The organism is Pseudomonas sp. TR47 (assembly GCF_044143025.1).
Taxonomy (GTDB): domain Bacteria; phylum Pseudomonadota; class Gammaproteobacteria; order Pseudomonadales; family Pseudomonadaceae; genus Aquipseudomonas; species Aquipseudomonas putida_E.
This window is the reverse complement of the sequence record NZ_JBHFCS010000012.1, coordinates 141,030-166,001: the sequence shown is the minus strand read 5'-3', so window position 1 is coordinate 166,001 and position 24,972 is coordinate 141,030. Positions and strand designations below refer to the sequence as shown.

30 protein-coding genes are annotated in these 24,972 nt (G+C 62.9%); 16 read left to right on the top strand and 14 right to left on the bottom strand.

What is annotated here, in order from left to right:
* Window positions 1–381: hypothetical protein (locus ACEWE8_RS14970; protein ID WP_395589319.1), on the top strand; the 381-nt coding region annotated here is incomplete at its 5' end.
* 55 nt (window positions 382–436) lie between these two features.
* Window positions 437–850 carry a lipoprotein gene (locus tag ACEWE8_RS14965; protein WP_046786818.1) on the top strand — a complete coding sequence of 138 codons (414 nt, stop codon included), beginning with the start codon at window positions 437–439 and terminating at the stop codon, window positions 848–850.
* 40 nt (window positions 851–890) lie between these two features.
* On the opposite strand, the gene ACEWE8_RS14960 is transcribed toward ACEWE8_RS14965, so the two are convergent.
* Window positions 891–1,121: a DUF1161 domain-containing protein gene (locus ACEWE8_RS14960; RefSeq protein ID WP_046786817.1), complete on the bottom strand. Its 231-nt coding sequence runs from the start codon at window positions 1,119–1,121 to the stop codon at window positions 891–893.
* A 73-nt stretch (window positions 1,122–1,194) separates the two neighbouring features.
* Entirely contained in the window at window positions 1,195–1,620 is a 426-nt protein-coding gene (locus ACEWE8_RS14955) for an OsmC family protein (protein ID WP_012312059.1), read from the bottom strand.
* Between the two features lie 154 nt (window positions 1,621–1,774).
* Here ACEWE8_RS14955 and ACEWE8_RS14950 point away from each other — a divergent pair, with 154 nt between their 5' ends.
* Window positions 1,775–2,779, top strand: coding sequence for an LLM class flavin-dependent oxidoreductase (locus tag ACEWE8_RS14950; protein ID WP_046786816.1), 1,005 nt, complete (start codon window positions 1,775–1,777; stop codon window positions 2,777–2,779).
* Between the two features lie 94 nt (window positions 2,780–2,873).
* On the opposite strand, the gene ACEWE8_RS14945 is transcribed toward ACEWE8_RS14950, so the two are convergent.
* The gene (locus ACEWE8_RS14945) at window positions 2,874–3,095 is read right to left on the bottom strand and encodes a DUF1161 domain-containing protein (protein ID WP_046786815.1); all 222 of its coding nucleotides are present in this window, start codon (window positions 3,093–3,095) and stop codon (window positions 2,874–2,876) included.
* Window positions 3,096–3,197: 102 nt separating this feature from the next.
* Complete coding sequence (locus tag ACEWE8_RS14940) at window positions 3,198–3,413, bottom strand: dodecin (protein ID WP_012312056.1); 216 nt, start codon at window positions 3,411–3,413, stop codon at window positions 3,198–3,200.
* A gap of 150 nt (window positions 3,414–3,563) precedes the next feature.
* Between ACEWE8_RS14940 and ACEWE8_RS14935 the strand changes: the two genes are divergently transcribed.
* Complete coding sequence (locus ACEWE8_RS14935; protein WP_012312055.1) at window positions 3,564–3,887, top strand: YqjD family protein; 324 nt, start codon at window positions 3,564–3,566, stop codon at window positions 3,885–3,887.
* Here the strand turns inward: ACEWE8_RS14935 and ACEWE8_RS14930 are convergent.
* Complete coding sequence (locus tag ACEWE8_RS14930; protein WP_046786814.1) at window positions 3,884–4,780, bottom strand: LysR family transcriptional regulator; 897 nt, start codon at window positions 4,778–4,780, stop codon at window positions 3,884–3,886. The genes ACEWE8_RS14935 and ACEWE8_RS14930 overlap by 4 nt on opposite strands.
* Before the next feature lie 110 nt (window positions 4,781–4,890).
* Here ACEWE8_RS14930 and trpB point away from each other — a divergent pair, with 110 nt between their 5' ends.
* The gene (gene trpB, locus ACEWE8_RS14925) at window positions 4,891–6,108 is read left to right on the top strand and encodes a tryptophan synthase subunit beta (protein WP_039603723.1); all 1,218 of its coding nucleotides are present in this window, start codon (window positions 4,891–4,893) and stop codon (window positions 6,106–6,108) included.
* The gene (gene trpA / locus ACEWE8_RS14920) at window positions 6,105–6,914 is read left to right on the top strand and encodes a tryptophan synthase subunit alpha (RefSeq protein ID WP_046786813.1); all 810 of its coding nucleotides are present in this window, start codon (window positions 6,105–6,107) and stop codon (window positions 6,912–6,914) included. The genes trpB and trpA overlap by 4 nt, the downstream gene beginning before the upstream one ends.
* Window positions 6,915–6,962: 48 nt before the next feature.
* On the opposite strand, the gene ACEWE8_RS14915 is transcribed toward trpA, so the two are convergent.
* On the bottom strand, window positions 6,963–7,295 hold the full coding sequence (locus ACEWE8_RS14915) for a DOPA 4,5-dioxygenase family protein (RefSeq protein ID WP_012312051.1): 333 nt from the start codon (window positions 7,293–7,295) through the stop codon (window positions 6,963–6,965).
* A gap of 53 nt (window positions 7,296–7,348) precedes the next feature.
* On the opposite strand from ACEWE8_RS14915, the gene ACEWE8_RS14910 reads away from it, so the two are divergent.
* Window positions 7,349–7,897: an NAD(P)H-binding protein gene (locus ACEWE8_RS14910; RefSeq protein WP_046786812.1), complete on the top strand. Its 549-nt coding sequence runs from the start codon at window positions 7,349–7,351 to the stop codon at window positions 7,895–7,897.
* Between the two features lie 92 nt (window positions 7,898–7,989).
* Here ACEWE8_RS14910 and ACEWE8_RS14905 read toward each other — a convergent pair whose 3' ends face one another.
* Window positions 7,990–8,889 (bottom strand): choline sulfate utilization transcriptional regulator, encoded by a 900-nt coding sequence (locus ACEWE8_RS14905; protein ID WP_046786811.1) that lies wholly within the window; start codon window positions 8,887–8,889, stop codon window positions 7,990–7,992.
* 109 nt (window positions 8,890–8,998) lie between these two features.
* Between ACEWE8_RS14905 and betC the strand changes: the two genes are divergently transcribed.
* The 3 genes from betC (at window position 8,999) to ACEWE8_RS14890 (ending at window position 13,173) form a co-directional block, all read left to right on the top strand.
* Window positions 8,999–10,516: a choline-sulfatase gene (gene betC / locus ACEWE8_RS14900; protein WP_046786810.1), complete on the top strand. Its 1,518-nt coding sequence runs from the start codon at window positions 8,999–9,001 to the stop codon at window positions 10,514–10,516.
* A 14-nt stretch (window positions 10,517–10,530) separates the two neighbouring features.
* Window positions 10,531–11,454 (top strand): choline ABC transporter substrate-binding protein, encoded by a 924-nt coding sequence (gene choX, locus ACEWE8_RS14895; protein ID WP_046786809.1) that lies wholly within the window; start codon window positions 10,531–10,533, stop codon window positions 11,452–11,454.
* Window positions 11,455–11,607: 153 nt separating this feature from the next.
* Window positions 11,608–13,173, top strand: coding sequence for a SulP family inorganic anion transporter (locus ACEWE8_RS14890; RefSeq protein ID WP_046786808.1), 1,566 nt, complete (start codon window positions 11,608–11,610; stop codon window positions 13,171–13,173).
* 91 nt (window positions 13,174–13,264) lie between these two features.
* Here the strand turns inward: ACEWE8_RS14890 and aroE are convergent, their stop codons facing one another.
* Both aroE and hemF read right to left on the bottom strand, forming a co-directional pair.
* The gene (aroE, locus tag ACEWE8_RS14885; RefSeq protein WP_046786807.1) at window positions 13,265–14,089 is read right to left on the bottom strand and encodes a shikimate dehydrogenase; all 825 of its coding nucleotides are present in this window, start codon (window positions 14,087–14,089) and stop codon (window positions 13,265–13,267) included.
* A gap of 25 nt (window positions 14,090–14,114) precedes the next feature.
* Complete coding sequence (gene hemF, locus ACEWE8_RS14880; RefSeq protein ID WP_046786806.1) at window positions 14,115–15,026, bottom strand: oxygen-dependent coproporphyrinogen oxidase; 912 nt, start codon at window positions 15,024–15,026, stop codon at window positions 14,115–14,117.
* 134 nt (window positions 15,027–15,160) lie between these two features.
* Here hemF and ACEWE8_RS14875 point away from each other — a divergent pair, with 134 nt between their 5' ends.
* The gene (locus ACEWE8_RS14875) at window positions 15,161–16,138 is read left to right on the top strand and encodes an NADPH:quinone reductase (RefSeq protein ID WP_046786805.1); all 978 of its coding nucleotides are present in this window, start codon (window positions 15,161–15,163) and stop codon (window positions 16,136–16,138) included.
* Window positions 16,139–16,245: 107 nt separating this feature from the next.
* Here ACEWE8_RS14875 and ACEWE8_RS14870 read toward each other — a convergent pair whose 3' ends face one another.
* The 3 genes from ACEWE8_RS14870 to dprA all read right to left on the bottom strand — a co-directional run bounded on the left by ACEWE8_RS14870 (window position 16,246) and on the right by dprA (window position 18,588).
* Window positions 16,246–16,548 (bottom strand): hypothetical protein, encoded by a 303-nt coding sequence (locus ACEWE8_RS14870; RefSeq protein WP_046786804.1) that lies wholly within the window; start codon window positions 16,546–16,548, stop codon window positions 16,246–16,248.
* Window positions 16,549–16,894: 346 nt separating this feature from the next.
* Complete coding sequence (locus tag ACEWE8_RS14865; protein WP_012312041.1) at window positions 16,895–17,452, bottom strand: L-threonylcarbamoyladenylate synthase; 558 nt, start codon at window positions 17,450–17,452, stop codon at window positions 16,895–16,897.
* A gap of 38 nt (window positions 17,453–17,490) precedes the next feature.
* On the bottom strand, window positions 17,491–18,588 hold the full coding sequence (gene dprA, locus ACEWE8_RS14860; protein WP_012312040.1) for a DNA-processing protein DprA: 1,098 nt from the start codon (window positions 18,586–18,588) through the stop codon (window positions 17,491–17,493).
* Window positions 18,589–18,794: 206 nt separating this feature from the next.
* Here dprA and def point away from each other — a divergent pair, with 206 nt between their 5' ends.
* The 5 genes from def to ACEWE8_RS14835 are packed head-to-tail and all read left to right on the top strand — an operon-like array spanning window position 18,795 to window position 23,317.
* Window positions 18,795–19,301, top strand: coding sequence for a peptide deformylase (gene def / locus ACEWE8_RS14855; protein WP_012312039.1), 507 nt, complete (start codon window positions 18,795–18,797; stop codon window positions 19,299–19,301).
* Window positions 19,302–19,360: 59 nt separating this feature from the next.
* The gene (gene fmt, locus ACEWE8_RS14850) at window positions 19,361–20,293 is read left to right on the top strand and encodes a methionyl-tRNA formyltransferase (protein WP_039603240.1); all 933 of its coding nucleotides are present in this window, start codon (window positions 19,361–19,363) and stop codon (window positions 20,291–20,293) included.
* A complete protein-coding gene (gene rsmB, locus ACEWE8_RS14845; protein WP_046786803.1) occupies window positions 20,290–21,600 on the top strand; it encodes a 16S rRNA (cytosine(967)-C(5))-methyltransferase RsmB in 1,311 nt (436 codons plus the stop codon). The genes fmt and rsmB overlap by 4 nt, the downstream gene beginning before the upstream one ends.
* Before the next feature lie 23 nt (window positions 21,601–21,623).
* Entirely contained in the window at window positions 21,624–22,997 is a 1,374-nt protein-coding gene (gene trkA, locus ACEWE8_RS14840; RefSeq protein WP_012312036.1) for a Trk system potassium transporter TrkA, read from the top strand.
* Between the two features lie 11 nt (window positions 22,998–23,008).
* The gene (locus tag ACEWE8_RS14835) at window positions 23,009–23,317 is read left to right on the top strand and encodes a tetratricopeptide repeat protein (protein ID WP_046786802.1); all 309 of its coding nucleotides are present in this window, start codon (window positions 23,009–23,011) and stop codon (window positions 23,315–23,317) included.
* A gap of 113 nt (window positions 23,318–23,430) precedes the next feature.
* Here ACEWE8_RS14835 and ACEWE8_RS14830 read toward each other — a convergent pair whose 3' ends face one another.
* Both ACEWE8_RS14830 and ACEWE8_RS14825 read right to left on the bottom strand, forming a co-directional pair.
* Complete coding sequence (locus ACEWE8_RS14830; RefSeq protein ID WP_012312034.1) at window positions 23,431–24,318, bottom strand: lysophospholipid acyltransferase; 888 nt, start codon at window positions 24,316–24,318, stop codon at window positions 23,431–23,433.
* 41 nt (window positions 24,319–24,359) lie between these two features.
* The gene (locus tag ACEWE8_RS14825; protein WP_012312033.1) at window positions 24,360–24,911 is read right to left on the bottom strand and encodes a DNA-3-methyladenine glycosylase I; all 552 of its coding nucleotides are present in this window, start codon (window positions 24,909–24,911) and stop codon (window positions 24,360–24,362) included.
* Window positions 24,912–24,972 lie beyond the last annotated feature (61 nt).

Below are 24,972 nucleotides of genomic sequence, written 5' to 3'. Positions count from 1 at the left end.
CTGATGTCTGCCTGTTCGACCCTGCCCGACCCGGACCCGAACCAGGCATGGATCGACCTCACCCCGCACGACGAAACCTCGCTGCACGCGGTGCAGGTGGACGAGCGCGATTGGGCAGACACCCGCTATTTCGAGGTCCAGCCCGGCAGCCACGAGCTGACCGTCCGCTACCAGTTCCCGGTCACACCCAGCAATATCGGCCCGGTCGGGGAACCGTTGTGGCGCGACTGCCAGCTCAATCTGACCTTCAAGGGCTTCAACGCCGGCCAGCGTTATCAACTGCAAGCAGGCAGCATCGGCTTCCGGCCCTGGATCAAGCTCTATGACCACCAGCAGAAACTGCTCAGCCAAGGCCTGCCGGCGGGCTGCCAACGCACCTGAAGCCCGCAAACGGCGCTATGCTTGTAACTTGTGAATCGCAAGTGGGAGTTTCGCCATGCGCCAGCCCATGATGCTGATGGCCCTCAGTGCATTGGGGGCATGCGCCAGCCCCTTGCCCCCCGTAGACCCCAAGCAGGCCTGGGTCGACCTCTACACCATCACGCCCGGCCGAGTCATCATGGCGGACAAGCTCGATGGCAAGCGCCTGGAGGACGGCCGTTACTTCCAGGTCACACCTGGCAAGCACGAACTGGTGGTGCGCTTCGATTATGAAATCTACGGGGGCGGCATGATGAGCCAGCCCAGGGATCGGACCTGTTACCTGACCGTGCGCTTTGACGATTTCAAGGCAGGCGAACGCTATCGCCTGGAGGCGCGTGCACCAGTAATGGAACCACAGGTGCTGCTGTACGACGCCAACCGCACAGTGGTAGTCAACGAGCCCAGCAATGTGTTCTGCATTCCCTGAAACCGGGGGGCTGCTTACCAGCCCCGGTTTCAATTGGCGATCATTCGTTCTTCTGATAAATGATCTTTTTGGTCCCGCCATCACAGCTGCCAACGATCATGTTCTGATCCTTGACCTCACTGTTGGGCACGATCTCCAGCGTGTACGACGGCACACCCTGAGCCTGGATCTTGGCTTCGATCTCGGCCTTCAGTTCCTCACACGGCTTGACCGCCGCCACGGCAGATGTGGCCAACAGAGACGCCAACACGGCGATTGCGACGCGTATCATGGCACGGCTCCTGGATGGGCAGCTGCGCTGCCGATGCTGTTTAGACTACAGCAAACCGAAGCTGTTGCGCCGCTTAGCCCACCAGGGTGGCGTCCAGGCTGATCTTCGCGTTCAACACCTTGGACACCGGGCAGCCTGCTTTGGCCTTGTTGGCAATGTCCAGGAACTGGGCTTCACTCGCGCCAGGAACCTTGGCCTTCAGCACCAGGTGCACAGCAGTGATGGCAAAGCCATCAGGCTGTTTTTCCAGGGTCACTTCAGCGATCGTATCGATACGGTCGGGCGTCAGGCCCGCCTCGCCGAGCATCATCGACAGCGCCATCGAGAAGCAGCCGGCATGGGCCGCGCCGATCAACTCCTCTGGGTTGGTGCCGGGCGAGCCTTCGAAGCGGGTGTTGAAACCATAGGGGTTCTGCTTTAGCGCACCGCTTTCAGTCGAAATAACGCCTTTGCCGTCCTTCAAGCCACCTTGCCAGATCGCCGATGCAGTCTTTTTCATGATGCCTCCTGGTCACTCGGTTACGTATCTATGGGTTCAGAGGCTACTCACCTTCGGCAAGTTCAGATCAATCGCACCGCAAGCATTGAATCTTCCGAATGTGCCCATACAGAGTTTAAAAGGCCTTCGGCCAATCACTTTTGCGGAGGCTCCAATGACGCAGCTGCGTGACCTGAAAATTTCTACCCTCGACCTGGTGCCAGTGCGGGCCGACTCCGGCCCGGCGCAAGCGTTGCGCAATTCGCTGGACCTGGCCCAGCATGTCGAGCGCTTTGGCTACAACCGCTTCTGGGTTGCCGAACACCACAACATGGACGGCATCGCCAGCTCCGCGACCTCCGTGCTGATCGGTTACCTGGCGGGGGGTACTTCAACCATCCGTGTCGGCTCGGGTGGCGTCATGCTGCCCAACCATGCCCCCTTGGTGATCGCCGAGCAGTTCGGCACGCTGGCCAGCCTTTATCCAGGGCGTATCGATCTGGGCCTGGGCCGTGCGCCGGGCTCCGACCAGATGACCGCACGCGCCCTGCGCCGAGAGCGTTCGGGCAGCGCCGACGATTTCCCGGACGATGTCGAAGAATTGTCGCGCTACCTGGGCCCGCGCACAGATGATCAAAAAGTGATCGCCGTACCTGGCCACGACACCGAGGTGCCGATGTGGCTGCTGGGCTCCAGCCTGTTCAGCGCACAGCTGGCCGGCATGCGCGGCATGCCCTACGCCTTCGCCTCGCACTTCGCGCCGCGCTACATGCATGAGGCGATCCGCATCTATCGCGACCATTTCAAGCCCTCTACCACGCTCGACAAGCCTTACGTGATGCTGGGCATTCCGATGGTGGTGGCCGAAACCGACGACAAGGCCGAGTTCCTGGCCACCTCGGTGTACCAGCGTATTCTTGCCCTGATACGCGGGCAGAGCCTGATGCAGCGCAAGCCGGTACCGAGCATGGATGGGCTGTGGCTGCCACATGAGCGCGATGCGGTGGGTAGCTTCCTGGGCCTGGCGATGATCGGCAACCCGCAGAAGGTGAGGGCCAAGGTCGAGGTGCTACTGGAGCAGACCGGGGCGGACGAACTGATCTTTACCTGCGACCTGTATGAGCATGAAGACCGGATCAGGTCTTATGAATTGTTGGCGCAAGCCTTGAAATCCAAGTAGGCGCCAATCGCCGGCAAGCCGGCCCACAGGGAACTCCAAGGCCGCGATAGGTTGGAAGCGCTGTGGGCGTACTTGCTGGCGATTGGGCCAGCGCTCAACCCCGCCGGTAGACAATTTCCTTGCTTCCACCTTCACAGCTCCCCACAACCTTGCCAGCTGGGTCGCCCTTACTGACGATCTCCAGTGTGTAGCCCTTCACACCTTTGGCATCCAGCTTCGCGGCAATCTCGGCCTTGAGCTCCTCGCAAGGCTTGCCCGCCGCCAGCGCGCCACCCGCCAGCATCATCAGGCCCACCGCCAGAATCAGTTTCTTCATCACTCGCTTTCCTTGTGCAGATGAAAATGGGAAAGGGCGCCGGCAAAGGCGCCCCTGTCTGTATAACGCCATCACGCCGGCCGTTGCCAGCCAGACCCTGTTTCAGCTATTGGCGATGCGAAAGCCCACTTTGAGCGTGACCTGAAAGTGCGCCACCTTGTTGCCTTCGATGTGGCCACGGGTGTCGACCACTTCGAACCATTCCAGATGCTTGATGCTCTTGGCCGCTTCGGCCAACGCATTGTTGATGGCGTCTTCGATGCTGGTGGTCGAGGAACCTACCAGCTCGATCTTCTTGTAGGTGTGATGATCGGTCATGAGCGCTCTCCTTGGGTGACAGTGAAATTGAGCCTAGCAGTGCCGGCCTGGTTTACCTGCGAGCCGTCAGGCTGGGCGAAAGTTCGATCGCACTTTCGCCCCGGGCCGCAGTCGCACTCCATACAGTCCATACTGCAAAGGAGAGTCACCATGCACCGCAATTCGCTGCGTAAAACATCCCTGGAAAGCATGGAAGCGGAGATCGAAAGCCTCCTTAAGAGCCTGGAGAGCCTCAAGCATGATGCGTCGGAGGAGTCGCAGAAGTCCGTGAAGGCAATCCGCAGCAACGCCGAAAGCGCGTTGAAACACTCGCGCAGCCTGCTTAGCGATGCTTATGAGGAAGTGAAGACCCGCACCCGCCAGACCGGTATCGCAACCCGTGATTATGCTCAGGAGCACCCGGTGACCACTGCTGGCGTAGCCATCGGCGCGCTCGGCCTGCTCGCGGCCTACCTGTTGTACCGCCGCAACTAACCTGCCTGCCGCTCCAGTTCGCGGCGCAGCCATTGCGCCAGCTGCTCGGCGCGCCCGTCTGCGGCGCGCCGTGGCACCCACAGCGCCAGCGCCGCTGCAGTAGGGGAAAAGCCCCACGGTGCGCTGAGTCGCCCGGCACGCAAGTCATCCGCCACCAGCGGCTGCGGTGCGATAGCCACCCCCAGCCCTGCCACGGCCGCCTCCAGCAGGTAATACAAATGCTCGAAGGCCTGCCCATACTGCAGTGCAGCCGGGTCCAACCCCTGTTGTCCGGCCCAGGTCGGCCACGCCTGCGGGCGTGAAGTGGTATGCAGCAAGGCTTCGTCCAGCAGCGCCACGGCGGGCGCACTGCGCAACCGCTCGAAACCGGTAAAGTGTGGGCTCAACACAGGCCCGATACGCTCTTCGGCCAGTACATGTACCTGCATGTCCGCAGGCCAAGGGGGTTCGGCATACACCAGCAGCGCATCGAGCCCCGGCCGACGCGGATCAAGGTCGCCTTCCCCTGCTGACAGATGCAGGCGCAGCTCTGGCAAATCCGCCTTCAGGCGCCCAAGCCGGGGAATGAACCATCGCGCCAGCAGGCTACCCGAGCACCCCAGCACGAATGGCGCCTCGCTGACATCCCGGCTGAGTTCGGCGCAGACACTGCGCAGCCTGTCGAACGCTTCACCACTGGCATCACGCAGCCTGACGCCGGCATCTGTGAGTTTGATGCCGCGCCCGTCCTTGACGAACAAGGCCACGCCCAGGTGTTCCTCCAGCACCTTGATCTGCCGGCTCACGGCGCCATGAGTCACATGCAGCGCTTCGGCAGCCTGGCTGACGCTATTGAGCCTGGCGGTGGTTTCGAAGGCCCGCAGGGCGTTCAGGGGAGGGAGGTCGTGGGCCATTTGACGTGTGAGTTTTCCTGACAGGTTTGCGCAATCTTATCGGTTTTCAGCCGGGCTTGCCGTGGTTAGAGTAAAGCCTATCACTCATTCATTACGCCCTGGAGCGCCCCATGACCCAGTCCCAATACCGCCCCGGCCCCGACGCCAACGGCCTGTTCGGCTCGTTCGGTGGCCGCTATGTGGCCGAAACCCTGATGCCGCTGGTGCTGGATCTGGCCCGCGAATATGAAGCCGCCAAGGCCGACCCCAAGTTCCTCGAAGAACTGGCCTACTTCCAGCGCGACTACATCGGCCGCCCCAACCCGCTGTATTTCGCCGAGCGCCTGACCGAGCATTGCGGCGGCGCCAAGATTTTCTTCAAACGTGAAGAGCTCAACCACACCGGCGCGCACAAGGTGAACAACTGCATCGGCCAAGTGCTGCTGGCCAAGCGCATGGGCAAAAAACGCCTGATCGCCGAAACCGGCGCCGGCATGCACGGCGTGGCCACTGCCACCGTCGCCGCACGCTTCGGGCTGCCCTGCGTGATCTACATGGGTGCTACCGACATCGAGCGCCAGCAGGCCAACGTGTTCCGCATGAAGCTGCTGGGCGCCGAGATCGTCCCGGTTACAGCCGGCACCGGCACATTGAAAGACGCCATGAACGAAGCCCTGCGCGACTGGGTCACCAACGTCGACGACACCTTCTACCTGATCGGTACCGTGGCCGGCCCGCACCCGTATCCTGCAATGGTTCGCGATTTCCAGTCGATCATCGGCAAAGAGACCCGCGCCCAGTTGCAAGAGAAGGAAGGCCGCCTGCCCGACAGCCTGATTGCCTGTGTTGGCGGTGGCTCCAATGCCATGGGCCTGTTCCACGAATTCCTCGAAGACGAGAGCGTCAAGATCATTGGTGTGGAAGCCGGTGGCCATGGCGTGCACACCGACAAGCATGCGGCCAGCCTCAACGGTGGCGTACCCGGCGTGCTGCACGGCAACCGCACCTACCTGCTGCAGGACGGTGACGGCCAGATCACTGACGCCCACTCGATTTCGGCCGGCCTCGACTACCCGGGCATCGGCCCCGAGCATGCCTACCTGCATGAAGTGAAGCGTGTGGAGTACGTCAGCATCACCGACGATGAGGCCCTCGACGCGTTCCACGCCACCTGCCGCCTGGAAGGCATCATCCCGGCCCTGGAAACCTCGCACGCCCTGGCTGAAGCGATCAAGCGCGCGCCAAACCTGCCCAAGGACCACCTGATGGTCATCTGCCTGTCAGGCCGTGGCGACAAAGACATGCAAACCGTGATGAACCACATGGCCGCCCAGGAGAAACAGGCATGAGCCGTCTTGAACAACGCTTTGCCGAGCTGAAAGCCGAAGGCCGCTCCGCACTGGTCACCTTCGTCACTGCCGGCGACCCTGGCTACGATGCCTCGCTGCAGATCCTCAAGGGCCTGCCGGCGGCCGGTGCCGATGTGATCGAACTGGGCATGCCGTTCACCGACCCGATGGCCGATGGCGTAGCTATCCAGCTGGCCACGCTGCGTGCGCTGGAAGCAGGCCAGAACCTGGCCAAGACCCTGCAGATGGTGCGTGAATTCCGCGTCGACAACCAGGCCACACCGATCGTGCTGATGGGTTACTACAACCCGATCCACCGCTTTGGCGTAGAGAAATTCGTCGCAGAAGCCAAAGAAGCGGGTGTCGATGGCCTGATCATCGTCGACCTGCCGCCGGAGCACGATGCTGAGCTCGCTACCCCGGCCCAGGCCGCTGGCATCGACTTCATTCGCCTGACCACCCCGACCACCGACGATGTGCGCCTGCCACGGGTGCTGGAGCGCAGCTCGGGGTTCGTCTATTACGTGTCGGTGGCAGGCGTGACCGGCGCCGGCTCGGCAACCACCGAGCACGTCACCGAAGCCATTGCCCGCCTGCGTCGGCATACCGACCTGCCGATCAGCGTTGGCTTCGGCATTCGTACGCCAGAGCAGGCCGCAGCGATTGCGCGCCTGGCTGATGGCGTGGTGGTAGGTTCGGCGTTGGTCGACAAGATCGCCCAGGCCAAAGACGCCAATCAGGCTGTTGCCGATGTATTGAGCCTGTGCTCTGCGCTGGCTGAAGGTGTGCGCGGCGCTCGGCGCTGAGCCGTGTGGCTTCTTCGCGGGTTTGTCCGCGAAGAAGCCAACACATCGCTAACCGCCAAAAACCGATAATTTCAAAGGCCGCAAAGCCCCCATCCAGATCGCATGATCGCGGTGATCCGCCAGCTCATCCCCAGTCAGCGGGTGCAGAAACACCACCAACCCCTTGCGATACAACGCCAACCACGGCAATACCACCCCCAACACCTCCGGCCCGAACGCCAGCTGGCAGCTCCAGTCCGGGTGCGGCCCTACCGGCTTCTCATGCATGCGCCCCATGGTCACGGGGAACAGCCGCGCCGCCTCCTCGCACAGCTCACGCGCTTGCTCGATAGTCGATGCGTCGTAATAAACGTGGGCGTGATAGCCCTTGATCCTCTGCACGATGTCTCCTGATTGCGGTCAAACCATCACCCACCCGCAAAGGGAGTGATGCAGTGAAAAATGCCGAAACCCCAGTGTTCAAGCTGGTGCTGTTCGGGGCTCAAAGCAGCCTGGGCAGTGCCCTGATGGTCGAGTTGCTGTCACGTCAGCACGAGGTCACTGCCGTGGTCGATGACCTCAACCGCCATGCGCCGCGCCCGGGCCTGCATTTCAAGCTAGGCGGGCTGGGTGATGCCGACCAGGCGGAGCAGGGCGCAGCAGGGGGCTCGGCGGTGATTGCCCTGTTGTCGGCGCTGGCGCCGGGTGACCTTGCAGCGCAAGGGCAGATGAGCGAAGCGTTGGTGGCCGGGCTTTCTCGCACGACTATACGCCGGGTGCTGCTGGTGGGCGATTTCGATGTGCTGGATGCGCCGGGCAAGTACACCGAAGCAGAACGTGAGTGCGTGGACCAGGTTGTGGATGCGCTGCAACGCAGCCCGTTGCACTGGACGTTGATCAATGCGCCACAGGCACTCATGGACCTGGAGCGAATGGCGGCGGGGATGGCCGATATGCTCGAGCTGGATCTGCATCGGGGCGAGCATCTGAACTTCGTGACGTAGAGCGCCGGGGCCTACAGGTACTGCGCAAGCTCAAGTCCTGCATGGACCTGTAGGAGCTGGCTTGCCGGCGATGGGCTGCGCAGCAGGCCCAATCACTGATTCCGCTCATCTTCAAGCCAACCCACAAACCGCTCGATCAGCGCCCCACGCCGCTTGCGCGGCGGCAACACCACGTAATACCCCCGCGTCGAGCGCAAGCTCCCCTCCAGCGGCCGGCACAACAACCCTTGCTCGACTAGCCCATCGACCAGATGCCGCCAGCCGATCGCCACCCCTTGCCCGGCAATTGCCGCCTGAACCAACAGCGTGTAGTTATCGAACCGTAGCTGCCCGGGCGGCGGCGGGCTTTCCACGCCAAAGCCACGAAACAGCCCCGCCCAGTCGAACCAGCGGCTGGCCTGTTCGCCGCGCAGATGAAGCAGTGGCAAACGTTGCAAAGCTACGGCTGACAAGGGTTTGCCACGAGTCAGCCGAGGGCTGCAGACCGGGAATACTTCCTCATCGAACAGCCAACGGCTCTCGCCCTGGTGGAACCGCCCATCCCCAAACAACACCGCCACATCGATATCCGGCCGCAGCATCCCCTGGCTGCGCTCACCGGTCACCAGGCTAACGTCCACCTGTGGATAAGCCTCGTGAAACCGCTGCAACCGCGGCATCAGCCAGAACGCTGCGAAGGCAAAGTCGGTGGCCACCTGCAGCACCTCGCGCTGGCTGCGCCCGCTGGCCAGGGCAATGCCGTCATCCATGGCCTGCAGGCCTTGATGAACCTGCTCGAACAATACCTGCCCGGCATCGGTCAGCGCGATGCCGCGGTAGATACGGTCAAACAGGCGCGTGTTCAACCGAGCCTCCAGCCGTTTGATCTGCTGGCTTACCGCCGGCTGGGTAGTGCCCAACTCCAGGGCCGCAGCCGTGAAACCACGCAAGCGGGCAGCGGCCTCGAAAACGCGCAGTGCGTCGAGCGACAAGTCGGTCAGGTGATCAAACATAATCTTAACTAATCCCAGACATTGCCCGCCATGGGCTTTACCCATGTTACTTGCAGTCGCATCTTGATAGGCAAGCTATTCGCATAACCTTCAACGATGGAAGCCAACCATGACGCGCCCGAATATCCTGTTCATCATGGCCGACCAGATGGCCGCGCCGCTCTTGCCGATATATGGCCCTTCACCAATCCAGATGCCCCACCTGAGCCGCCTGGCCGATCAGGCGGTGGTGTTCGATTCGGCCTACTGCAACAGCCCGCTGTGCGCACCCTCGCGCTTTACCCTGGTAAGCGGCCAGTTGCCCAGCCGTATTGGCGCCTACGACAACGCTGCCGACTTCCCGGCCGATATCCCGACCTACGCCCACTACCTGCGCCGGCTCGGCTACCGCACCGCGCTGTCGGGCAAGATGCATTTCTGCGGCCCGGACCAATTGCACGGCTACGAAGAACGCTTGACCAGCGACATCTACCCCGCCGACTACGGCTGGGCAGTTAACTGGGATGCCCCCGACGAGCGCGCAAGCTGGTATCACAACATGTCATCGGTATTGCAGGCCGGCCCTTGCGTGCGTACCAACCAGCTGGATTTCGACGAAGAAGTGGTATTCAAGGCCCGTCAGTACCTTTACGACCATGTCCGCGAGAACGATGGTCGGCCGTTCTGCCTCACCGTGTCCATGACCCACCCCCACGACCCGTACACCATCCCCAAGCGCTACTGGGATCGCTACGAGGGTGTGGATATCCCCATGCCCCGCGCCGAGTTCGGCCAGCACGAACTCGACCCGCACTCACAGCGCCTTCTCAAGGTGTACGACCTGTGGAACAAGCCCCTGCCTGTGGACAAGATCCGCGATGCACGCCGTGCCTACTTCGGTGCCTGCAGCTACATCGACGACAACATCGGCCAGCTGTTGCAGACCCTGGAGGAGTGCGACCTGGCCGACGACACCTTGGTGGTTTTCTCTGGCGATCACGGCGACATGCTTGGCGAGCGCGGGCTCTGGTACAAGATGCACTGGTTCGAGATGTCGGCGCGGGTGCCGCTGCTGGTCCACGCGCCCAAGCGCTTCGCCCCGGCCCGGGTCAGTGCCTCGGTATCGACCTGCGACCTGCTGCCGACGCTGGTCGAGCTTGCCGGCGGTACTGTGGATAAAAGTTTGCATCTGGACGGCCAATCGCTGCTCGGCCACCTGCAAGGGCAGGGTGGCCACGACCAAGTGATCGGCGAGTACATGGCCGAGGGTACCGTCGGGCCACTGATGATGATCCGCCGCGGCCCATACAAGTTCGTGTACAGCGAAGACGACCCGTGTTTACTCTATGACCTGAGCCGCGACCCGCACGAGCGGGAGAACCTCACCGGCAGCCCGGACCATCAGGTGCTGCTGCAGGCATTTGTCGACGAAGCACGCCAGCGCTGGGATATCCCCAGCCTGCGCCAGCAGGTACTGGCCAGCCAGCGGCGCCGCCGCCTGGTGGCCGAAGCGCTGGCCATCGGCAAACTGAAAAGCTGGGACCACCAACCGCTGGTGGACGCCAGCCAACAGTACATGCGCAACCACATCGATCTCGACGACCTCGAGCGCAAGGCACGTTATCCACAGCCCGCACCCCTGGATTGAGAAGAGAAGCCGCCATGCAGAAGTTCTCCACCATCGTGTTCGCCCTGGCCCTGAGCCTGGGCACCGCCACGGCCCACGCCGAAGACGCGCAATGCAGCACCGTGAGGATGGCCGACCCCGGCTGGAGCGACATCGCCACCACCAACGCCATCGCCCGCTTGCTTCTGGAGAGCCTGGGCTACCAGGTGAAGATCGACAGCCTGGCGGTGCCGATCATCTACGGCGGCCTCAAGGACGGTAAGGTCGATGCCTTCCTGGGTAACTGGATGCCGGCGCATCAGGGTTTTCATGACAAGTTCGTTGCCAATGGCGATGTGCAGCAGCTGTCGCGCAACCTTGAAGGCACCGAGTTCACCCTGGCGGTGCCCGATTACGTGTGGGATGCCGGCGTGAAAAGCTTCGCCGACCTGCAACAGCATGCCGATCAGTTCGACAAGAAGCTGTACGGAATCGGCTCAGGCGCGCCCGCCAACCTGTCGCTGAAGGAAATCATCGACAAGAATGAATTCGACCTCGGCCAATGGAAGCTGGTCGAGTCGAGCGAACAGGCAATGCTGGCGCAGGTCGACCGCGCCGTGAAGAAGAAGCAGTTCATCACCTTCCTGGGCTGGACCCCGCACCCGATGAACGTGAAACTGAACATGCATTACCTGACGGGCGGGGAGAAGTGGTTTGGCAGCAAGGGTGAGGTCTATACCCTGACGCGCAAAGGTTATCCACAAGCCTGCCCTAACCCCGCAAAATTGTTGGGTAACCTGACATTCACCCTGGACATGGAAAACAGCATCATGGCGGAGGTTGTGGATAAGAAGATCAGTTTTGATGAAGCGGCCAAGGCGTGGGTCAAGGCGCATCCAGATCTGCTTCAAAAATGGCTTGATGGAGTGACCACCACTTCTGGCGGCGATGCCAAAGAGGCTGTCAACGCCAAACTCTGATTGGTTTATCTGTTAGGTTGCTGGGGCCGCGTTGCGGCCCATTCGCGACGCAAGGCCGCTCCTACACGCAGGGTACGATTTGGCGTAGGAGCGGCCTTGTGTCGCGAAACGAGGGCAAAGCCCTCGCCTGCGCTTTTGAATCAGGAACTGCCCATGCCCCGCTTAAACCACCTGCTGCCCTTCTTGACCTGGCTGCCCCGTCAATCGGGCCGCAGCCTGCGCGAGGACCTGCTGGTCGGCCTGAGCGGTGCCATCCTTGCCCTGCCGCAATCGATCGCCTACGCCCTGATCGCCGGCCTGCCTGCCGAATACGGTCTTTATGCGGCCATCGTGCCGGTACTGGTCGCCTGCCTGTGGGGCTCGTCCTGGTACCTGATTTGCGGGCCGACCGCCGCCATCTCCATCGTCCTTTACGCCAGCATCAGCCCCTTGGCGGTGGCCGGTAGTGCCGATTACGTGACCCTCGTGCTGCTGCTGACCTTCCTCGCTGGCATCTTCCAGTTGCTGCTCGGGCTGCTGCGCTTCGGCGCACTGGTCAACTTCGTTTCCCATTCGGTGGTGCTTGGCTTCACCCTGGGCGCCGCCATCGTCATTGCCCTCGGCCAGTTACCCAACCTGCTGGGTATGGATTTGCCGAGCCAGGCCACGGCGTTTAAAACAGTACAAGACCTGGCAAGCCATGCTGGTGAGGTCGACTTGCCGTCCCTGATACTGGGCTTGGGCACCGTCCTTGTCGGTGTGGCCTTCAAACTTTGGCGGCCACGCTGGCCGAGCCTGTTGATAAGCCTCATCGTAATCAGCCTGGTGGCCTGGTCGCTGCCTGGTTTCTTTGGCCATGTACCGCGGGTGCCAGCGTTCACCGGCCAGCTACCCCCACTCAGCCCACTGCCGTTACTGGATGTGGAGCTGATGCTGCGCCTGCTGCCCAGTGCCATAGCGGTGGGTATGCTGGGCCTGGTAACCAGCCTGTCGATTGCCCGTTCGCTGTCGGCACGCTCCGAACAGCTGATCGACGCCGACCAGGAAATCCGCGCCCAAGGTATGTCGAACATCGTCGGTTCATTCTTTTCAGGCTACCTGTCTTCTGGCTCCTTCACCCGCTCTGGGCTCAGCTACGACGCTGGCGCCCGTTCGCCCATGGCCGGGGTGTTCTCGGCGCTTTGGGTGGCGCTGTTCGCCGTCACCGGTGCAGGGTTGATCGCACACCTGCCGATACCGGCCATGGCCGGCAGTATCCTGTTGATCTGCTGGGGCCTCGTGGACCACCGGGGCATCCGTGCGCTGTTCAGGGTCAGCCGGTCGGAGTTCCTGGTTATGGCCCTGACCGCTGCAGCAACCTTGCTGCTGGAGCTGCAGACAGCGATTTATGCCGGTGTGCTGGCTTCGCTGTTCTTCTACCTCAAGCGCACTTCACGGCCACGCGTGCAGCAGAGCCGCGAAGGGCAGGCCGACGTGCTGCGGGTGGGCGGGTCGATCTTCTTCGGTGCGGCGCACTACCTGCAGGTGCGCCTGCAGCGTTGCCAGGGCCCGCATGTGGTGATCGATGCACGCCAGGTGAATTTCATCGATTACTCGGGTGTGGACATGTTGCACCGCGAGGCACGGCGGTTGCGCCGGGCCGGAGGGAGCCTGACCTTGCTTCGGGCAAGGCCGCAGGTGGTCGAGGAATTGCAGAAGCTGGAAGGGGTGGAGCTTTGCCCCATTCAATTTGCGGAGTGATCTTCAGGGCTGCTTGCCAAGGCCTGAGGCCGGCGCTGTACCTGTAGGGGCTGGCTTGCCGGCGATGGGCCGCAAAGCGGCCCCATAAATCTCAGCCCCGAGCGAGCTGCCGGCGTAACTCAGCCAGCACCGGCGCCGTTTCCGGACGTACCCCACGCCAGATGAAGAACGCCTCCGCCGCCTGCTCTGCCAACATGCCCAGCCCATCCAGCACCTTGGCCGCCCCCAGCTTGCTGGCCCACTGGCAGAATGGCGTCGGCTCCTTGCCATACATCATGTCGTAGCACACGGTGCGCCCGGCCTCGACCAGGCTGTCGGCAATCGGCGGCAGCTCGCCGGACAGGCTCGCCGACGTGGCGTTGATGATCACGTCCACCGGCTCGTGCAGCCAGGCGAAACCGCTGGCCATCACCGGCCCCATCTCATCGAACTCGCGTGCCAGCTGCTCGGCCTTTTCCAGTGTGCGGTTGGCAATTACCAAGGACTGAGGGTCATGCGCCAGGATCGGCTCCAGCACGCCGCGCACTGCGCCCCCGGCGCCAAGGATCAGAATACGTTTGCCAGTCAGTTCAACCCCGGCATTCACTGTAAGGTCGCGCACAAGGCCCGCGCCATCGGTGTTGTCACCCCGCAGCGAGCCATCGGCCAACTTGCTCAAGGTGTTCACCGCCCCGGCCCGTTGGGCGCGCGGGGTGAGGCTGTCACACAGGCGGTAGGCCTCTTCCTTGAATGGCACGGTCACGTTGGCGCCACTGCCTTGCTTGAAAAAGCCCCGGGCGCAGTCGCTGAACTCGTCAAGCGGCGCCAGCAGGGTGGCGTACTCCAGGTCCTGGCCGGTCTGTTCGGCGAACAGGCGGTGAATCAACGGCGACTTGCTGTGGCCGATTGGGTTACCAAATACGACGTACTGGTCCATGAGGGCTCCTCGGTTATCCACAAGCTTACTGTGCAAGCCAATCGCGGTCTTGCAGGAAGTACTCGGTCAGGCGCGCTTCTTCGCTGCCAGGTACGGCCTTCCAGTCGTAGCCCCAGCGCACTTGCGGCGGCAGCGACATGAGGATCGACTCGGTACGGCCACCGGACTGCAGGCCGAAGAGGGTGCCACGGTCATACACCAGGTTGAACTCCACATAGCGCCCGCGGCGGTACTCCTGGAACTCGCGCTGCTCAGCGGTATAGGGCGTGTCCTTGCGGCGCTGGACGATCGGCAGGTAGGCGTCGACGTAGGCATCGCCGATGGCGCGGATGAAGGCGAAGCAGGTATCGAAGCCCCACTCGTTCAAGTCATCGAAGAACAGCCCGCCGATACCGCGCGGCTCGCCACGGTGCTTGATGTGGAAGTAACGATCGCACCAGGCCTTGTAGCGCGGGTACACGTCGGCGCCGAACGGCGCGCAGGCCTGCTCGGCCACACGGTGCCAGTGGATGCAGTCTTCCTCGTTGCCGTAGTAGGGGGTCAGGTCGAAGCCGCCGCCAAACCACCACACAGCCTCTTCACCTTCTTTTTCGGCGATGAAGAAACGCACGTTGGCGTGGGAAGTCGGCACGTGCGGGTTATGCGGGTGGATCACCAGCGACACGCCCAAGGCCTCGAAGCCACGGCCTGCCAGCTCGGGGCGGTGGGCGCTGGCCGACGGAGGCAGGCCGCTACCGAACACGTGGGAGAAGTTGACGCCGCCTTTCTCGATCAGCTTGCCGTCGCCGATCACCCGCGTGCGGCCCCCGCCACCGGCTTCGCGCACCCAGGCATCCTCGACGAAGCGGGCGCCCCCGTCCTCGGTTTCGAGGGCGGAGCAGATGCGGTCTTGCAGGTCGAGCAGGTAGGCTTTCACGGCCTCGGTGCGGCTAGTCATCGGGTCACCAGGAACGGGCAGGGAAGAATTCGCCGCGTAGCATACCACCGGCAGCTGGCGCGCCGCAGTTGACGGCGATCAAGCAAAGGCGTCCGATAGAAGGCCTTTCCCGATCCCGACAACAGGAGTGCGAGATGGCCAAGCGTATCCAGTTCAGCCAGCATGGCGGCCCGGAAGTATTGCAGCTGGTGGAGTTCGACCCGGCACCGCCCGGGGCGCAGCAGGTTCGAGTGCGTAACCATGCGATCGGCTTGAACTTCATCGACACCTATTTCCGCAGCGGGCTGTATGCCCCGCCTGCGCTGCCTTCAGGCCTGGGCACCGAGGGTGCCGGGGTAGTCGAGGCGGTAGGTGAGGGCGTCACCCGCCTGAAAGTGGGCGACCGCGTGGCCTATGGCGGCGGCCCGCTGGGCGCCTACAGCGAGGTGCACACCTTGCCGGAGGCCAACCTGGTCAAGCTGCCCGCCAACATCAGCTTCGAGCAGGCGGCGGCGGTGATGCTCAAGGGCCTGACCGTGCAGTACCTGCTCAAGCAGACCTACGCCGTGCAGCCGGGCGATGTGATCCTGTTCCACGCCGCCGCCGGGGGCGTCGGCTCGCTCGCGTGCCAATGGGCCAAGGCGCTGGGGGCCAAGCTGATCGGTACCGTCAGTTCGGCCGAGAAAGCAGAGCGGGCCAAGGCACTGGGCGCCTGGGAGACCATCGACTACAGCCGCGAGGATGTGGCCAAGCGGGTGCTGGAGCTGACCGATGGCAAAAAGTGCCCGGTGGTGTATGACGGCGTGGGTGCCGACACCTGGCTGACCTCGCTGGACTGCCTGCAACCGCGCGGCTTGATGGTGAGCTTTGGCAACGCGTCGGGCGCCGTGAGCGGGGTGAACCTGGGCATCCTGGCGCAGAAAGGGTCGTTGTATGTCACACGGCCGACCTTGGCCAGTTATGCCAACAATGCCGAGAACACCCAGGCCATGGCGGATGACCTGTTTGCGGTGATCGCAAGTGGCAAGGTGGTTGTGGATATCCAGCAGCGGTATCCGTTGAGCGAGGCGGCCAAGGCGCAGAGCGAACTGTCGGCGCGGCGGACGGTGGGGTCGACTGTTTTGTTGCCTTGAGTGCCTGGCTTGGCGCTTTTAGAGCCTTTGAGATAGAGCGCCGTGTGGACGGCGCTCGTTCTACGCAACAATGCAAAAACCAAGGCGAGCACCTGCAAGCCTCACAGCTACCTCTGCTGCGCAGGCGCTGACTCGATACCTTCAAGCATCGCCTCTACCAACCCCTCCGCCATCTCGATCGCATGCAGGTTCGACCAGTACATGCCGCGGCCTTCTTCGCGCAGGTAATCGAGCGTCTTGTAGCCAGTCTCGTAGGCACACCGCAGGTAGAGGGCTACGTGGACCAAGGCGTCGGCGGCGGAAATGTTGGGGTTTACGCTGAACAGCGCTGAATGGCCGGCGTCGCAGCGGCCGAAGGGGCGGGTGGAAGTGCAGGGAAGTGGTGGATCTGGGACGAGTTTCTTGACCATGGAAAATGCTCCTCAATGCCGCTACCAATCACTACCACGTGAATTGGGTGGCGACTGTCCGCGAGGTGGTAGACCCGGGCATTTTCCAATCCAGGCAGGCTCGAAAGCCTCCCGCGTACAGCCGCCATAGACTGTCATGGAAATGATGCATCCGGGCTACCACACCCGATCGCCAAGTTGTTCGGCGACGGTCTGAAGCCTAGAGACAGGACTTCCCACTGAGAAGGTGATGGTATTCGATGTGGGTTGTAGGAGTTTTCCCAAACTGATGTGCTGGCAGCATTCAGGGCCGCTTTGCGGCCCATTCGCCGGCAAGCCGGCGATTCGAGGGCGCAGCCCTCGCCAGTCAACCCGGGCGGACGATCTCGCCCGTGGCCAGGTTACGAATCACACTCGGATTCTTCCGCCCACCCAGCGCCCCACCCAGCACCATGTCCAGGTCACCATGGAAATACTGCTCCACTCGCAACCGGCTCTTCGCCGCCGGGCGCCCGCCCGGGTTGCAAGAAGTGGAAATCAACGGCCCGACCAGCGCGCACAACTCGCGCACCTGCGGGTGATCACTGACCCGCAGCGCCACGGTGTCATGCTGCCCCGTCACCCACTCCGGCAACAGGTCCTGGTGCGGCACCAGCCAGGTATTGGGCCCAGGCCAGGTGCTGCCCATGCGGTCGATCCAGTCCTCTGGAAAATCCTCGAACAGGAAGTCGAACTGGCGGATGTTGTCGGCGACCAGGATCAGCCCTTTATCCACAGGCCGCGACTTGAGCGCCAGCAAGCGATACACCGCGTCCTCGTTCCATGGGTCGCAGCCCAGGCCCCAGACCGCTTCAGTCGGGTAGGCGATCACCGCACCGGCCCGAATCTCACGCGCGGCTTGTTGCACACGCCAACTGCTCACCATTTGTGTCTCTCCGCATTTAAGCCATGCGCGCAGTTTACTTAGCCAGCGCGGGCAAACCAACGCCCGGCTTCATTGGTCACCCGGCCCTCGAGCTCCAGCTCGGTCAATTGCGCCAGTACTTGCGCCAAGGGCAGCTCACTACAAGCAGCCAGTGCCTCGCTGGTCTGCGGTGCAGCATGCAGCAAGGCAAGCAATGGATGAGACGGTTTATCCACAACTGCCGGCGGCAGGTTCTGCCAACCCTGCAAGCTTTCCAGTATCTGCCCCACGCTTTCAACCAGCAGTGCGCCGTCGCGAATCAACTGGTGGCAGCCTTTGGCACCGGGGTGGTGGATCGAGCCGGGAACGGCGTAAACCTCACGGCCTTGCTCGGCGGCCAGGCGGGCAGTGATCAAAGAACCGCTGGCCAGGCTCGCCTCAACCACCAGCACGCCAAGTGACAGGCCACTGATGATGCGATTGCGTCGCGGAAAGTTACCCGGCAGCGGCCCGGCATCGAGCGGGTACTCGGAAACCAGCGCGCTACCGCTGTCGATCATCGCTTTGGCCAGGTCACGGTGGCGCTGTGGATAAAGTTTTTGCAGCCCAGTGCCTAACACACCGATCGTGCCTCCCCCGGCCTGCAATGCGGCCCGATGAGCGGCACCGTCGATTCCCAAAGCAAGCCCACTGGTGATGGTGAAGCCAGCCTGCGAGAGGTAACGGGAAAATGCCTTGGCGGTGTCGAGCGCCGGGGGTGAAGCACGCCTGCTGCCCACTATTGCCAGCTGTGGCCGTTCGAGCAAAGCCGGGTCGCCTGCGACGAAAAGCAGCGGCGGGGCATCATCGATTTCGCCCAGCAGCGCGGGGTAGCCAGGGCTGTCCCACATCAGCAAATGCTGGCCCGGATGCTCTATCCAGGCCATTGCAGCCAGCGCCCCGTCGCGTACTTCGGCACTGCGCCGGGCGTCGATGGTGGCCTGCGCAATGCCCAGCGCACGCCAGGCACCCGCCGGTGCACTGAGCGCTGAAGACGCACTGCCAAAGGCTTGCAGCAAGGTGTGAAAACGACGCAATCCCGTCTCGGGCAGGCGGTGTAGACGTAACCGCGCTTCCAGTTCGGCAGGCGGGCAAAGCGACGAATGGTGGAACGGCATAGAGATCATCCTTGATCGAAACAGGGCCATTTACGTGGCACAACCTGTGGATAAGTTTGTGGGTAACACTTTGAAAAGCTGTCCATTAAATGGACGCTATCAAGCCCATAAACACCCTAGACGAGCTTGCCAGGTGCCGAAATCGTCGATTCCCTTTATTATGTATGCTCAGTTTTCAACCGAACGCACAGTGATTGCCTGACCCTATGGCCATTTTGAACATTCTCGAATTCCCAGACCCGCGCCTGCGCACCATCGCCAAACCGGTGACGGAGTTCGACGACGCCCTGCGCCAGCTGATCGACGACATGTTTGAAACCATGTACGAAGCGCCTGGCATCGGCCTGGCTGCCACCCAGGTCAACGTCCACAAACAGATTGTGGTCATGGACCTGAGCGAAGACCGCAGCGAGCCGCGGGTCTTCATCAACCCGTCGGTCGAAGAGCTGACCCACGACATGGGCCAGTACCAGGAAGGCTGCCTGTCGGTGCCGGGCTTCTACGAGAACGTCGACCGTCCACTGCGTGTGCGCGTCAAGGCGCAGGACCGTGACGGCAAGCCTTTCGAGCTCGAAGCCGAAGGCCTGCTGGCGGTATGCGTGCAGCACGAGTTCGATCACCTCAACGGCAAGCTGTTCGTCGACTACCTGTCGCAGCTCAAGCGCGACCGGATCAAGAAGAAGCTGGAAAAGCAGCACCGCCAGCAAGCCTGATCCCACCTTCCAGAAGGCTTGCTCCGGCAAGCCTTTTTCTTTTTTGAAGCGAGACCTCCATGCGCATCGTCTTTGCAGGCACTCCAGAGTTTGCCGCCGAACACCTCAAGGCCCTGCTCGACAGCCCCTACGAGATCGTGGCCGTCTACACCCAGCCCGACCGCCCGGCCGGCCGTGGCCAGAAGCTGATGCCAAGCGCGGTCAAAGCGCTGGCGGTGGCCCATGACATCCCGGTGTTCCAGCCGCCAACCCTGCGCAATGAAGATGCCCAGGCGGAACTCGCTGCGCTCAAGCCGGACCTGATGGTAGTGGTCGCCTATGGCCTGATCTTGCCCCAGGTGGTGCTGGACATCCCACGCCTGGGCTGCATCAACAGCCACGCCTCCCTGCTGCCACGCTGGCGCGGCGCGGCGCCGATCCAGCGCGCCGTGGAAGCCGGCGACGCCGAGAGCGGCGTGACCGTGATGCGCATGGAAGCAGGCCTGGACACTGGCCCGATGCTGCTCAAGGTCGTCACACCAATCAGTGCCGAAGACACCGGCGGCAGCCTGCACGATCGCCTCGCCGCAATGGGCCCGCCAGCCGTGGTGCAAGCCATCGCCGGCCTGGCCGACGGCAGCCTGCAAGGCGAGGTGCAGGACGACGCCCTGGCCACGTATGCGCACAAGCTGAACAAAGACGAGGCACGCATCGACTGGAGCCGCCCGGCCGTGGAGCTTGAGCGCTTGATCCGCGCCTTCAACCCTTGGCCGGTGTGCCACAGCACTCTGGATGGCGAAAGCGTGAAGGTGCTGGCCGCCAGATTGTCCACAGGTGAAGGCGCCCCTGGCGAGATCCTGTCAGCCAGCAAAGACGGCCTCGTGGTCGCCTGCGGTGACCAGGCCTTGAGCCTTACCCGCCTGCAATTGCCTGGCGGCAAGGCCCTGGCCTTCAGCGACCTGTTCAATAGCCGCCGCGAGAAGTTCGCCACCGGCAAGGTGCTTGGCCAATGAACCCACGCCTCGCCGCCGCCCGTGCCTTGGCCGCTGTGCTCAGTGGCAAGGCCTCGCTGAACAGTTCGCTGCCAGCGCAACTGGACAAGGTCGAGGACCGCGACCGCGGCCTGACCCAGGACCTGGCGTTCGGTACCGCCCGCTGGCAGCCACGCCTGGACCTGCTCGCAGCCCAGTTGCTGCAGAAGCCGTTCAAGGCCGCTGATGCCGATGTGCAGGCACTGCTGCTGGTAGGCCTGTACCAGTTGTTCTACACGCGCATCCCGGCCCACGCCGCCATCGGCGAGACGGTCGGTTGCGCCGACAAACTGAAAAAACCGTGGGCCAAGGGCCTGCTCAACGCCGTGCTGCGCCGCGCCCAACGTGAAGGCGAGGCACTGCTCGCCGGCATGGAACGCGACCCTGTTGTACGCACCGCCCACCCACGCTGGCTGCAGAAAGCGCTCAAGGCGTTCTGGCCCGAGCAGTGGGAAGCCATTTGCGCGGCCAACAACGCTCACCCGCCAATGATCCTGCGGGTCAACCGCCGCCACCACAGCCGCGATGCCTACCTTGCCCTGCTGACCGAAACCGGCGTTGACGCCAGCGCCTGCCAGTTCAGCCGCGACGGCATTGTGCTGACTGAGGCCTGCGACGTGCGCAGCCTGCCGGGCTTTGCCGAGGGCTGGGTGAGCGTTCAGGACGAAGCCGCGCAGCTGTCGGCCGACCTGCTTGAACTGGCCCCCGGCCAGCGCGTGCTCGATGCCTGCTGCGCCCCAGGCGGCAAGACGTGCCACCTGCTCGAGGCAGAAGCGGGCCTTGCGCACCTGGTGGCCATCGACCTGGAAGCCAAGCGCCTGACCCGGGTGCGCGAGAACCTCGACCGCCTGCAACTGGACGCCGAACTGGTCGCCTGCGACGCCCGTGACACCGCCAGTTGGTGGGACGGCAAGCCGTTCCAGCGCATCCTGCTCGACGCGCCGTGCTCGGCTACCGGCGTCATTCGCCGCCACCCGGACATCAAGCTGACCCGCCAGGCTGACGACATTCCGGCGCTGGCCGCGCTGCAGGGCGAGTTGCTCGATGCCCTGTGGCCGACCCTGGAAGTCGGCGGCATGCTGCTGTACGCCACTTGCTCCAGCCTGCCGACCGAGAATACCGAAGTGATCGAGGCCTTCCTTGCCCGCACGCCCGGCGCCCGTGAGCTGGACCTGGCCACAGAAGCTGGTATCCGCCAGCCCCATGGCCGCCAGCTGCTGGCCCAGAAAGGCGGCCATGACGGTTTCTACTATGCCAAGCTGATCAAGATCGCCGCCTCGCGCGGTTAAGAAAAAAGGTTAGGGAGTAGCGGATGAAGATCATCATCCTTGGCGCAGGCCAGGTAGGCGGTACGCTGGCAGAGCATCTGGCCAGCGAAGCCAACGACATCACTGTGGTCGATACCGACGGCGACCGCCTGCGTGACCTGGGCGACCGCCTGGATATCCGCACCGTGCAAGGCCGCGGCTCGCTGCCGACGGTCCTGCGCCAGGCCGGTGCCGATGACGCTGACATGCTGGTGGCGGTAACCAACAGCGACGAAACCAACATGGTCGCCTGCCAGGTCGCCTATTCGCTGTTCCACACGCCCACCAAGATTGCCCGGGTGCGTGAATCGGCCTACCTCACCCGCGAGGAGCTGTTCGACAACGACCACATCCCGGTGGACGTGCTGATCAGCCCCGAACAGGTGGTGACCAACTACATCAAGCGGCTCATAGAACACCCAGGTTCGCTGCAGGTGATCGACTTTGCCGAGGGCAAGGCGCAACTGGTGGCGGTCAAGGCCTATTACGGCGGCCCATTGGTGGGCCAGCAGCTGCGCCAGATCCGCGCGCACATGCCCAACGTCGATACCCGCGTGGCCGCGATCTTCCGCCGTGACCGGCCGATCACCCCACGGGGCGACACCGTGATCGAGGCCGATGACGAGGTGTTCTTCATCGCCGCGAAGAAAGACATCCGCGCCGTGATGGGCGAGCTACGCCGCATCGACGAGACCAACAAGCGTGTGGTCATCGCCGGGGGCGGGCAGATCGGCGAACGCCTGGCCGAGGCCATCGAAAGCCGCTACCAGGTGAAGATCATCGAGATGAGCGCGGCCCGTTGCCGGCACCTCTCCGACACCCTGGAAAGCACCGTGGTGCTGCAGGGCAGCGCCTCGGACAAGGACCTGATGCTCGAAGAGAACATTGCCGATGCCGACATCTTCCTGGCCCTGACCAATGATGACGAGGCGAACATCATGTCGTCACTGCTGGCCAAGCGCCTGGGCGCGGGCAAGGTAATGACGATCATCAACAACCCGGCCTACGTAGACCTCGTGCAAGGCGGCGAAATCGATATCGCCATCAGCCCCCAGCTGGCTACCATCGGTACCTTGCTGGCGCATGTGCGCCGTGGCGATATCGTCAGCGTGCACTCCCTGCGCCGCGGTGCGGCAGAGGCCATCGAGGCGGTGGCCCATGGCGACTCGAAGTCGAGCAAGGTGATCGGCAAGGCCATCGAAGATATCGCCCTGCCGCCGGGCACCACCATTGGCGCGATCATCCGCGACGAGCAGGTGCTGATCGCCCACGACGACACAGTGATCGAGTCGGGTGACCACGTGATCCTGTTCGTTGTGGATAAAAAGCACATTCGCGACGTGGAGAAGCTGTTCCACGTCGGCTTGAGTTTCTTCTAGGGGAGGCGGGCATGCGCGAATCGCTGGAGAAAATGCTGGCCAAGGGTGTGGATAACCCGCTGCTGCGGTTCGGCCTGGGCAAGGCCTGGCTGGACGAGGGCAACGGCGCCGAAGCGGCAGTGCACCTGGCCAGTTGCGTGGCACAGGACCCCAAGTATTCGGCAGCGTGGAAGCTGCTCGGCAAGGCGTATCAACTGCAGGGCGACCTGACGGCGGCGCGCAAGGCCTGGGAAGACGGGATCGTGGCGGCGCAGGCCCATGGGGACAAGCAGGCCGAGAAAGAGATGGCGGTGTTTCTCAAGAAGCTGAATAAAGCCTGAAATGCCGGGGCTGCTTTGCAGCCCATCGCCGGCAAGCCGGCTCCCACTGGGTTTGCGCTGAGCTTGAGAGCAGCGGGGGCTGCGGGGAAAGGGGCGCAAGGCGCCCCAAAATCTCAGTACCAGCGCGCCTCGCCAGGCGGGCGCTTCTTGAAGCGCTTCATGCTCCACATGTACTGGCTCGGGTATTCGCGCACATAACGCTCGACCACCTTGCTCATGGCCGCCGCCGACACGTTCACATCCGTGCTGTACATTTCTTCTGGCGCAGCTTCGAGAAACACCTTGAAGCCCGAGCCATCCGGCAAGCGCAGGGCATGCAGGAACACCCCCACCGCCTTGCCACCGGCCAGCATGTTCGGCACGAACTTGCTGGTCAGCGCCTGGGTGCCCAAGAACGGCACGAATACACCGGCCGATTCCGCCGGCTCCGGGTCGGCGGGAATCCCCACCTGCCCACCGCGGCGCACTTCCTTGATCACGCTGAGGATGCCTTCCTTGGTCGAAGGCGCCACACGGTTGCCCATCTGCACCCGCTGCTCACGCAGCAGGTCATCCACAGCCTTGAGCTTCGGCGGGCGGTAGAAGATGATCGGTTTGCACTGGTTGCAGTAGAAGTGGTTGAGCACTTCCCAATTACCCAGGTGGCTGGTGATGCCGACCACACCCTTGCCTGAGGCCAGGGCCTGTTCCAGCACTTCCAGGCCGTGCACTTCCTTGACCAGCTCAAGCGAACGCTGTGGCGGCCAGATCCAGGCACAGGCACTTTCGACAAAGGATTTGCCAATGTCTCTCAGCGCACGGCCGACCAGCTGCTCGCGCTCGACCGGGTCCATCTCAGGGAAGCACTTGGCAAGGTTGATGCGCACGACATTGCGCGAACCGTTGGGGACTTTCCACATCAGCCAGCCGATCCCGGCGCCGACGCGCTGTACCGCGCCCCAGGGCAGCTTGGCAAACAGACGCAGCACCCCGACCATCAGGGCGCCCTTGAACTTTTCCACAGGCCAATTCCTTATTTCAGCAAGGCGCGCATTGTAACCCCTCAGCGCAGCAAGGCGGCGTAACGATCACAATCGGTGGTGTGGTCCATGACCATGCCGGTAGCCTGCATGAAGGCGTAGCAGATGGTCGGGCCAACGAATGTAAAGCCGGCTTTCTGCAACGCCTTGCTCATCGCCTTGGCCTCGTCGGTGACCGCCGGCACTTCGCTTCGGGCACTGAAATGGTTGATCTTCGGCTCGCCGCCGACGAACGACCAGAGCCACTCGGCCGGGTTATCCACAGCCAGCCAGGCCTGGGCATTGCGCCGGACAGCCTTGAGCTTGAGGCGGTTGCGGATGATGCCGGCATCGAGCATCAGCTCTTCGATGCGCTCATCGCTCATCTGCGAAAGCTTCACCGGGTCGAAGCCATGCAGCACCTCGCGATAGCGCTCGCGTTTACGCAAGACGGTGATCCATGACAGGCCGGCCTGGAACCCTTCGAGCAAAAGCATCTCGAACAGCAACGCCGGATCACGCTGCGGTGTTCCCCATTCCTGGTCGTGATAGGCCTGGTACAACGGATCGTCGGTACACCAAAAGCAGCGTGGCATAAGGCTCCAATGAGTAGAGGGCGAGGCGAATCAGGTTATACTCCCGCTCTTTACATCCGCA

What these genes read in the sequence shown, in the direction of transcription:
- ACEWE8_RS14940 (WP_012312056.1), bottom strand. Translation starts at nt 3,413, where the DNA reads ATGACCGATCATCACACCTACAAGAAGATCGAGCTGGTAGGTTCCTCG.
- trpA (WP_046786813.1), top strand. Translation starts at nt 6,105, where the DNA reads ATGAGCCGTCTTGAACAACGCTTTGCCGAGCTGAAAGCCGAAGGCCGC.
- ACEWE8_RS14965 (WP_046786818.1), top strand. Translation starts at nt 437, where the DNA reads ATGCGCCAGCCCATGATGCTGATGGCCCTCAGTGCATTGGGGGCATGC.
- rsmB (WP_046786803.1), top strand. Translation starts at nt 20,290, where the DNA reads ATGAACCCACGCCTCGCCGCCGCCCGTGCCTTGGCCGCTGTGCTCAGT.
- ACEWE8_RS14835 (WP_046786802.1), top strand. Translation starts at nt 23,009, where the DNA reads ATGCGCGAATCGCTGGAGAAAATGCTGGCCAAGGGTGTGGATAACCCG.
- choX (WP_046786809.1), top strand. Translation starts at nt 10,531, where the DNA reads ATGCAGAAGTTCTCCACCATCGTGTTCGCCCTGGCCCTGAGCCTGGGC.
- dprA (WP_012312040.1), bottom strand. Translation starts at nt 18,588, where the DNA reads ATGCCGTTCCACCATTCGTCGCTTTGCCCGCCTGCCGAACTGGAAGCG.
- ACEWE8_RS14955 (WP_012312059.1), bottom strand. Translation starts at nt 1,620, where the DNA reads ATGAAAAAGACTGCATCGGCGATCTGGCAAGGTGGCTTGAAGGACGGC.
- ACEWE8_RS14935 (WP_012312055.1), top strand. Translation starts at nt 3,564, where the DNA reads ATGCACCGCAATTCGCTGCGTAAAACATCCCTGGAAAGCATGGAAGCG.
- ACEWE8_RS14930 (WP_046786814.1), bottom strand. Translation starts at nt 4,780, where the DNA reads ATGGCCCACGACCTCCCTCCCCTGAACGCCCTGCGGGCCTTCGAAACC.
- def (WP_012312039.1), top strand. Translation starts at nt 18,795, where the DNA reads ATGGCCATTTTGAACATTCTCGAATTCCCAGACCCGCGCCTGCGCACC.
- aroE (WP_046786807.1), bottom strand. Translation starts at nt 14,089, where the DNA reads ATGGACCAGTACGTCGTATTTGGTAACCCAATCGGCCACAGCAAGTCG.
- trpB (WP_039603723.1), top strand. Translation starts at nt 4,891, where the DNA reads ATGACCCAGTCCCAATACCGCCCCGGCCCCGACGCCAACGGCCTGTTC.
- ACEWE8_RS14870 (WP_046786804.1), bottom strand. Translation starts at nt 16,548, where the DNA reads ATGGTCAAGAAACTCGTCCCAGATCCACCACTTCCCTGCACTTCCACC.
- ACEWE8_RS14905 (WP_046786811.1), bottom strand. Translation starts at nt 8,889, where the DNA reads ATGTTTGATCACCTGACCGACTTGTCGCTCGACGCACTGCGCGTTTTC.
- trkA (WP_012312036.1), top strand. Translation starts at nt 21,624, where the DNA reads ATGAAGATCATCATCCTTGGCGCAGGCCAGGTAGGCGGTACGCTGGCA.
- ACEWE8_RS14945 (WP_046786815.1), bottom strand. Translation starts at nt 3,095, where the DNA reads ATGAAGAAACTGATTCTGGCGGTGGGCCTGATGATGCTGGCGGGTGGC.
- ACEWE8_RS14825 (WP_012312033.1), bottom strand. Translation starts at nt 24,911, where the DNA reads ATGCCACGCTGCTTTTGGTGTACCGACGATCCGTTGTACCAGGCCTAT.
- ACEWE8_RS14960 (WP_046786817.1), bottom strand. Translation starts at nt 1,121, where the DNA reads ATGATACGCGTCGCAATCGCCGTGTTGGCGTCTCTGTTGGCCACATCT.
- fmt (WP_039603240.1), top strand. Translation starts at nt 19,361, where the DNA reads ATGCGCATCGTCTTTGCAGGCACTCCAGAGTTTGCCGCCGAACACCTC.
- ACEWE8_RS14950 (WP_046786816.1), top strand. Translation starts at nt 1,775, where the DNA reads ATGACGCAGCTGCGTGACCTGAAAATTTCTACCCTCGACCTGGTGCCA.
- betC (WP_046786810.1), top strand. Translation starts at nt 8,999, where the DNA reads ATGACGCGCCCGAATATCCTGTTCATCATGGCCGACCAGATGGCCGCG.
- ACEWE8_RS14865 (WP_012312041.1), bottom strand. Translation starts at nt 17,452, where the DNA reads ATGGTGAGCAGTTGGCGTGTGCAACAAGCCGCGCGTGAGATTCGGGCC.
- hemF (WP_046786806.1), bottom strand. Translation starts at nt 15,026, where the DNA reads ATGACTAGCCGCACCGAGGCCGTGAAAGCCTACCTGCTCGACCTGCAA.
- ACEWE8_RS14890 (WP_046786808.1), top strand. Translation starts at nt 11,608, where the DNA reads ATGCCCCGCTTAAACCACCTGCTGCCCTTCTTGACCTGGCTGCCCCGT.
- ACEWE8_RS14875 (WP_046786805.1), top strand. Translation starts at nt 15,161, where the DNA reads ATGGCCAAGCGTATCCAGTTCAGCCAGCATGGCGGCCCGGAAGTATTG.